This window comes from Dolichospermum sp. UHCC 0352, assembly GCF_009711925.1.
Taxonomy (GTDB): domain Bacteria; phylum Cyanobacteriota; class Cyanobacteriia; order Cyanobacteriales; family Nostocaceae; genus Dolichospermum; species Dolichospermum lemmermannii.
In genome coordinates this window covers 1-5,980 of sequence record NZ_VIKY01000319.1, presented here as the reverse complement: position 1 = coordinate 5,980, position 5,980 = coordinate 1, and the positions used below count along the sequence as shown (strand labels likewise).

The 5,980-nt window shown below is 38.4% G+C and carries 6 protein-coding genes and 1 pseudogene; 1 reads left to right on the top strand and 6 read right to left on the bottom strand.

The genetic code is table 11. From position 1 onward, the window contains the following. Positions 1 to 105: 105 nt before the first annotated feature. From FJR06_RS23250 to FJR06_RS23225, 6 genes are all read right to left on the bottom strand, one after another. Positions 106 to 573 (bottom strand): helix-turn-helix domain-containing protein, encoded by a 468-nt coding sequence (locus tag FJR06_RS23250; RefSeq protein WP_015083120.1) that lies wholly within the window; start codon positions 571 to 573, stop codon positions 106 to 108. A gap of 656 nt (positions 574 to 1,229) precedes the next feature. Next, on the bottom strand, positions 1,230 to 2,510 hold the full coding sequence (locus tag FJR06_RS23245; RefSeq protein WP_168652363.1) for a VWA domain-containing protein: 1,281 nt from the start codon (positions 2,508 to 2,510) through the stop codon (positions 1,230 to 1,232). After that, positions 2,507 to 3,763, bottom strand: a complete 1,257-nt coding sequence (locus FJR06_RS23240; RefSeq protein WP_168652362.1) for a VWA domain-containing protein — start codon at positions 3,761 to 3,763, stop codon at positions 2,507 to 2,509. The genes FJR06_RS23245 and FJR06_RS23240 overlap by 4 nt, the downstream gene beginning before the upstream one ends. Before the next feature lie 331 nt (positions 3,764 to 4,094). After that, positions 4,095 to 4,556, bottom strand: a complete 462-nt coding sequence (locus tag FJR06_RS23235; protein ID WP_168652361.1) for a DUF29 domain-containing protein — start codon at positions 4,554 to 4,556, stop codon at positions 4,095 to 4,097. A 135-nt stretch (positions 4,557 to 4,691) separates the two neighbouring features. Next, positions 4,692 to 4,928, bottom strand: a complete 237-nt coding sequence (locus tag FJR06_RS23230; protein WP_168652360.1) for a DUF4351 domain-containing protein — start codon at positions 4,926 to 4,928, stop codon at positions 4,692 to 4,694. Between the two features lie 114 nt (positions 4,929 to 5,042). Next, positions 5,043 to 5,519 carry a DUF29 domain-containing protein gene (locus FJR06_RS23225; protein ID WP_015083125.1) on the bottom strand — a complete coding sequence of 159 codons (477 nt, stop codon included), beginning with the start codon at positions 5,517 to 5,519 and terminating at the stop codon, positions 5,043 to 5,045. A gap of 253 nt (positions 5,520 to 5,772) precedes the next feature. Between FJR06_RS23225 and FJR06_RS23220 the strand changes: the two are divergent. Then, positions 5,773 to 5,934: pseudogene (locus FJR06_RS23220) on the top strand (pentapeptide repeat-containing protein); the annotation flags it as partial. Between the last annotated feature and the right edge of the window lie 46 nt (positions 5,935 to 5,980).

Genomic DNA, 5,980 nt, shown 5'->3' with positions numbered 1-5,980 from the left:
CCAAATGCTTCGCCCGTACAGTCAGCATTTGGAAGATAAATTATCGCTCATTCCCAAAAATAGTTCTCCAAATGCTTCCCCCGTACAGTGGTCAGTGGTCAGTTGTCAATTTTCCCCTGCTCCCTGCCCCCTGCTCTCTGCGTGTATTGATGACTTGATGACTTTGCCTCTGGCTTTAAGGACTCTGCGAAGTCGGTCAGCACTCAAGTAAACTTGTCGCTCAGATGCTAGTTTTTTGGCTAGTTGTTTAGAGTTGTAAGTTTGGGGTTCTTCAATTAGGCAGTTTTCTAGATACTCTAAATCATGTTCTGAATAACGGGGTTTTCCTCCTCGACCTGGAGCATCCCATAATCCTGCTAAACTCATCTTTTCCCAACGGTGTAAGGTTTGACGGACTGTAGAAACTGCCCAGTTTAAACCTTGAGCAATTTCCTCGTTTTTTAATCCCCTAGCGTTCAACAGTAGAACTTGAGCGCGATCTTTTGTTCGTTGAGGAGCGTCTTTAGACCTTCTTAACTCTTCTAGCGTTAACTTTTCTTGATCAGTTAAAACAACTCTCAGTCGGCATCCCATAGGACTGTTATTTTGATTAATGTATTTGGTATCTGACGTGGGTTTCCAGATGGATATTTTTAATTACAGTACATAGTAACAAATGATTTGTATGTATTATCAAAAATCTATTGGCTTCAGTGTAGCCCTATAACAGTTACTTTAATAGTCAAAAATAATTTCATGACTAAGTATTGTGACGCTATACAACAATACCTTTACCACATTGAAAAAATCCTTAATTCGTAGGTTGGATTGATGTTAATTTTTGGTTGAAGCGAAAAAAAAGGTTTGGTCATATTACCAAACCTCCATAATTGCTGTGCTTAACAACGTACATAGTTAATTTAGTGCTAATCTAGCCACATAGCATCTTCCTATAGAATGTGTACAAATTCCTCTAAATGTGATATATCATGGCAATAACACATATTGACATCATAAATAGGAATTCATAAAATTTTACCAACTACTTTAAATACGAAAAAGACCTGGGGGTTAGCCAAGCCTTTATATATACCAGGTGTTTACCATATATAGCTACTTTAAACCTTATATTATTCCTATTCATCTTCCTATAAGGTGTGTACAAATTTCTCTAAATGTGATATTGCCGATGTCTATCTTGGTTTTTTACTAAAAATTTGATAGGGTAGGCCAAAAGACCTACCCTACAGCTATTCTTTCAAAACTGTCTTGGATGCCATTCTTGTCTTTTTGCGATCGCTCTCCGATAACTCTTCACCGGCTTGTAAGCGAGTTGCTGAAACTTGTAGCACGGTGGCTGCACAGGTATCGCCAATTTGTAAGGCGGTATTAGCAGCAGTTTGTAACATTGTGGCAGCACCAAGGCGATCGCCTAATTCTAATTTTGCCTCAGCCAATTGAGTTTGCCGATATTTAGCCAAAAGCAGAATCGAGTTTAGCACCTGGGAATTGAGAGCAGGTTCATAAGTCTTGGTGAAATTAGCATATATTGGCACTAAAGGAGAAAGTAAACCCTCCTTATTCAACGATGGGTCATCATAGCGAATTTGGATATGGCCAATGACTTGTTTCCCTTCTGGTAATTGTCCCAGATAAATATTCGCTAAAACTACTCGTTCGGTATCTTTCATCAAGTCCCCTAACCGCGCCATTAAAGTCCCATTAGCATCGGTTTCTACTGGTAATTCAATGGTATCTGGGGCAACTTGGGCAACGGGTTTGAGTTCCGCCAGACGCACAGCAGGGACTAAAGATAGAAGTAAATGGGCATTTGTTAATCCCACCGACTGTACCCGCCGAAATAGGCGCGCAAATTGAGTTACAGCTTGTTCTGGGTTCTCGATATAAGCCAGAGTCCCACCCCCAGCATCAGCAATCTTTTCCAATAAATCTGGATTCCAGTCATCACCAAAACCCAGGGTGTTAATTGTCAGGTTGAGTTTGGCGGCTTTTTTAGCAAGTTGCAAACAACGTTTATTGTCATTTGGTCCAATTTGCCATTTCCAAATCTGTAACCCGTTATCCCCATGACCATCTGTCAGTAAGAAGGCTTGGGAAACTGCGCCTTTTGTGCCTTTGAGTAGTTCTGTAATCCCCAAGGATAAACCTTCGGCGATGACAGTCCCGCCAGCAGCCTTTAGCTTGGCTCTTAACTGGGTTTTGATGCTTTCAATATCTTGAACGATTTGGTTGGGGATAATGACTCCAGACGTGCCAGCAAAACCGATAATGGAAATCCTGTCACCAACTTTTAATTGATCCAATAATTGCTCAACTGCTTGAATGACGATATTCATGGGTTCACCGGACATAGAACCACTTTGATCGAGAATCAAGCAGAGATTCAAGGGTAAACTTTGTTCAAGTTCAGAAGGCATAGCGGAAATGGAAATTGAGAGTTGTCGTTGATTGCTTTGTTGGGCAGCATCAACGTTAGTATCATTTAGAGCCGATGTTAGTTGAACTTTCATTGGGGGGAAGCATCTTGCAAAACAGTTTTTGAGACAATTCTGGTTTTTTTGCGATCGCTTTCTGATAACTCTTCCCCAGCTTGTAGGCGGGTGGCGGAAACTTGCAATACCGTTGCCGCACTAGTATCACCCATTTGCAAAGCAGTTTTCGCCGCAGTTTGTAACATCGTCGCTGCACCAGCCCGATCACCCTGCTGTAATTTCGTTTCGGCTAACTGGGTTTGGCGATATTTGGCTAAAGCTAAAACCGACTGTTGTACCTGGGGATTTGGTGCTGGTTGGTATTCCCTGGTGACATGAGCATAAATTGGTAGATTGGGGGAGTGTAGCCCGATTTGGTTATGGGCGGGGTCATCGTAGCGGACTTGAACATTAGCGATCGCCTGTTTACCTTCTGGCAACTGTCCTACATAAATATTAACTAAAACTACCCGTTCTCCGTCTTTCATTAAATCGCCCAATCTCACCACCAAGCGCCCATCGCTTTCGGGTTGTACTGGTAATTCAATGGTATCTGGGGAAACTTGGGCAATGGGTTTGAGTTCTGCCAGTCGGACATTAGGCATTAAAGATAATAATAGTTGAGCGTTAGTCAACCCCACTGTTTGCATTCGACTAAATAAGCGACCAAATTCCGATACAGCCTGATCTGGGTGTTGAATATAAGACAACGTACCCATACCAGCATCAGCGATTTTTTCTAAAACCTTATCATTCCAATTGTCACCAAATCCCAATGTATTGAGAGTCAAATTATAGTTGGCGGCTAATTGGGCAAATTTCAAACAGCGATCGTTATCACCATGTTCATTTTCCCCATCAGTCAGTAAAAATGCTTGGGAAACGGTATCATGTTTACCCTTGGCTAATTCCTCAATTCCCAACCGTAAACCCTCATCAATGGCAGTTCCCCCATCAGCGGTGAGTTGTTTAATTTGCTTTTTAATCTGTTGACGATCTGTAATTAACTGATTGGGGACTAAAACCTTGGCACGGTGATCAAAAACAACTACACTGAGACGATCTTCAGGAGTCAAACGATCTACTAACAAACAAGCGGCATTTTTCACAGTTTCCAGGGATTTCCCTTGCATTGAACCGCTATGATCGAGAATTAAGCATAAGTTCAAGGGTACAGTCCGATCTATTGTTTCACCACCAGCAGAAACGGAAACTACTAATTGACGTTGAGTGCTAGTTTGATTTGCATCTATACCAGCATCATTGAGCGCTAGTTGTAAATTAACTTTCATAATTTCAATTTCCTATCTAGTTTAGACAGATACAATTTTACAGATAACTTCAAACCGCATCCTCTATACTACGGAAAATAAGTTAATTTAGAGGCTGAGAGGATGTTTGAAAAGTATCAAAATTTATTTAGATCCCCCCAACCCCCTTAAAAAAGGGGGCTAAATTTCTTAAAGTCCCCCTTATTAAGGGGGATTTAGGGGGATCTACAGGTGTTATATACCACACAAAAAAGTTTTCAAACACCCTCTGAGAATCACTGGAATAAAAGCCTTAACTTTCCCTAAAACAGAGACTGAAATATGAACAAATAAACATGAAAATTGATATAATTTAATTATTCAAAAAGTAATTTTTCAGGGTTTCTGCTAAAGTAAAAGGAGATTCTTTAGGAAAGAAGTTTAATTTAATTCCTGTTTCTTCAGATGCTTTTAAACGAGCTTTTTCATAACAATCTGCAAATATTTCTATAAATAGAGGTTGCAAACTAGGACTATCTTCTAATAATAATTCAATACAAATACGTTGCTCTGTAATCGTACTGCGCCAGCTTTCACTACGTTTTTCAGGTTGATATTGCCATTTTAGTAAGTGCATTAATAGCACAATTAAACGGCTCTTTAACTCCCGTTTTTCACTTTTTCCCATGCTTTCAATTTCTTCTATCAGATTTGCTAAATCAATTTCTGCAAATTTCCCTGCTTTTAATTGTTTAGATATGGTTTCTATCCACAGATAAAAATCTTGGTCGTAAAGATTATCATTGGTAATGACTGTTGGTTGATGTGTTGTCATAATGATTTCTAACCTCCTGCAATAATCCTATCAGTAAATCATTCTATTGTTTCTCTTTCTTCATAATTCACCTTGATGCTAAAAATATCATTCCCCGGCAGAACCAGGGAACGAGGATAATAATGGTTTTTGTTGTTAGGAAATATTCGCCATATATTTAACTAAATCATCTATTTGCGAAAAATCTAATAATTCTTCGGCTAAATCTTCCAGTTGAGTTAATCCCAAATTAGGAAGTTGCTGTTCTATTTTGGCTGGAATATTCCCAAAGCGGCGTTTTAACTGACGGAGAATCAATTCTATTGCTTCTCTTCTTTTGCCTTTTTGCTCACCTTTTTGCAGAATATCCTGATAAACCCAAGATTCTTCCATAATGTCCTCCTGAAACAGTTAGTTATTTTTTTCCTTGAATCTTGTAATTGTTATTTACCAGATTCTTACATATATACTGATCCTTGGGTTGATGATTTAGAAAACAATTGGATATCACCCCCCTAACTCCCCATAAAAATCTTCATCTAATAACTGTTCGATAGTAAAAGGAAAATCAAGAGGATATTCGGTTTCCTCTGGTTTTCTGATTCCCAATTTAGCATTTTTACTTTCTTTAATTGCCAATTTACGAGCATCAGCATAAGCAATAAAAATAACCTCATGGAGATAATTTTTAAAAGAAGGATTTTCTTCCAAATCTTTTTTAACTCGAAAACGATGTTCAGTAACAGAACTGTACCAACTTCCTTTCATTATTTCGGGAGCATCAGCTTGAACAGTCAATTTGAGTAAGTGAGTAATTAAGATGGTTAAATTACTCAAAAATGAGCGTTTTTCTGATTTTCCCATATCTTCTAATTCTAATAGTAGATGTTCCCAATCAATATCATTAAAATCTTGTTGTTTGATTTTTTTAATGATAGTTTCTCGCCAAACATTAAAATCTCGTTCATAGAGTTGATTGTTCATAATCCTCCTGCAAAAGTTAACTCTTATTTTAATTTAGTTAGGACTTACGCACAAGTTACGGAATAAACGAACCACAGAGGCACAGAGAACACAGAGAAATAAGAGTTTGATAGGTTTTTTGCGTAAGTCCTATTAGTTTAAAAATATTTACCCGGATTATAAAAAGCCAAATTTAATAAAATTTAACCAAAACTGGGAATAATACCCACAAATAAGTGTAAAATCTAATAGATAATCTCTTGCGGATGCGATTATGTCACCAAACTACGGCGGTCAAAATCTCCGAGGACGCTCTTTTAAAGGTCAAAACCTGACAGGTGCTAATTTTAGTAAAGCTGATATTAGAGGGGCAAATTTTACCAATGCTATCCTTAAAGATGCTGATTTTAGTGGCGCTAAGGCTGGACTACAGAAGTTTTAAATACTGTTGATCTAATTTTCCAAAATGGTATTGACTGGAA

What these genes read in the sequence shown, in the direction of transcription:
- FJR06_RS23250 (WP_015083120.1), bottom strand. Translation starts at nt 573, where the DNA reads ATGGGATGCCGACTGAGAGTTGTTTTAACTGATCAAGAAAAGTTAACG.
- FJR06_RS23245 (WP_168652363.1), bottom strand. Translation starts at nt 2,510, where the DNA reads ATGAAAGTTCAACTAACATCGGCTCTAAATGATACTAACGTTGATGCT.
- FJR06_RS23240 (WP_168652362.1), bottom strand. Translation starts at nt 3,763, where the DNA reads ATGAAAGTTAATTTACAACTAGCGCTCAATGATGCTGGTATAGATGCA.
- FJR06_RS23235 (WP_168652361.1), bottom strand. Translation starts at nt 4,556, where the DNA reads ATGACAACACATCAACCAACAGTCATTACCAATGATAATCTTTACGAC.
- FJR06_RS23230 (WP_168652360.1), bottom strand. Translation starts at nt 4,928, where the DNA reads ATGGAAGAATCTTGGGTTTATCAGGATATTCTGCAAAAAGGTGAGCAA.
- FJR06_RS23225 (WP_015083125.1), bottom strand. Translation starts at nt 5,519, where the DNA reads ATGAACAATCAACTCTATGAACGAGATTTTAATGTTTGGCGAGAAACT.